Consider the following 595-nt stretch of genomic DNA (forward strand, 5'->3'; position numbering starts at 1 on the left):
CCATGATTTGCAGGAACATGTTTTGTACATCCGGATGTGCCTTTTCAATTTCATCAAGTAACAGAATAGAATATGGGTTACGGCGTACTTTCTCGGTTAATTGTCCTGCTTCTTCATGGCCAACATAGCCGGGAGGTGAGCCGATAATTTTAGACACGGCGTGTTTCTCCATATATTCACTCATGTCCAGACGAATCAGAGAATCACGTGAACCAAACAGTTCATTTGCAAGTGCTCTTGTTAATTCGGTTTTACCAACACCAGTTGGACCAACGAATAAGAATGAACCAATAGGACGATATTTGGACTTAAGTCCTGCCCGGCTCCGGCGAATCGCTTTCGCTACCTTATCTACCGCTTGCTCTTGTCCAATTACATTTTCCTTTAAGTTAGCAGCAATATTTTTCATTTTTTCCTGTTCATCTTTTTGGAGCTTTGTAACAGGAATACCCGTTTTTTCTTCAACAATTAACAGGATGTCCTCTACTCCAACTTCCGTAATTTGTGCTTCATTTTTCGCCTTTTCAAGTTGTTTTTGTAATTGAATTTCTTGATAACGTAGATTCGCTGCCCGTTCATAGTTTTCTTCTTCAGC

At 40.3% G+C, this 595-nt stretch carries 1 protein-coding gene; it reads right to left on the minus strand.

Annotated features, from left to right (window positions below):
• Positions 1-595, minus strand: a 595-nt coding sequence (locus tag AC3G7N_RS21835; RefSeq protein WP_489424222.1) for an AAA family ATPase, incomplete at both ends; no start/stop codon positions are given.

This window comes from Virgibacillus carmonensis (assembly GCF_057836705.1).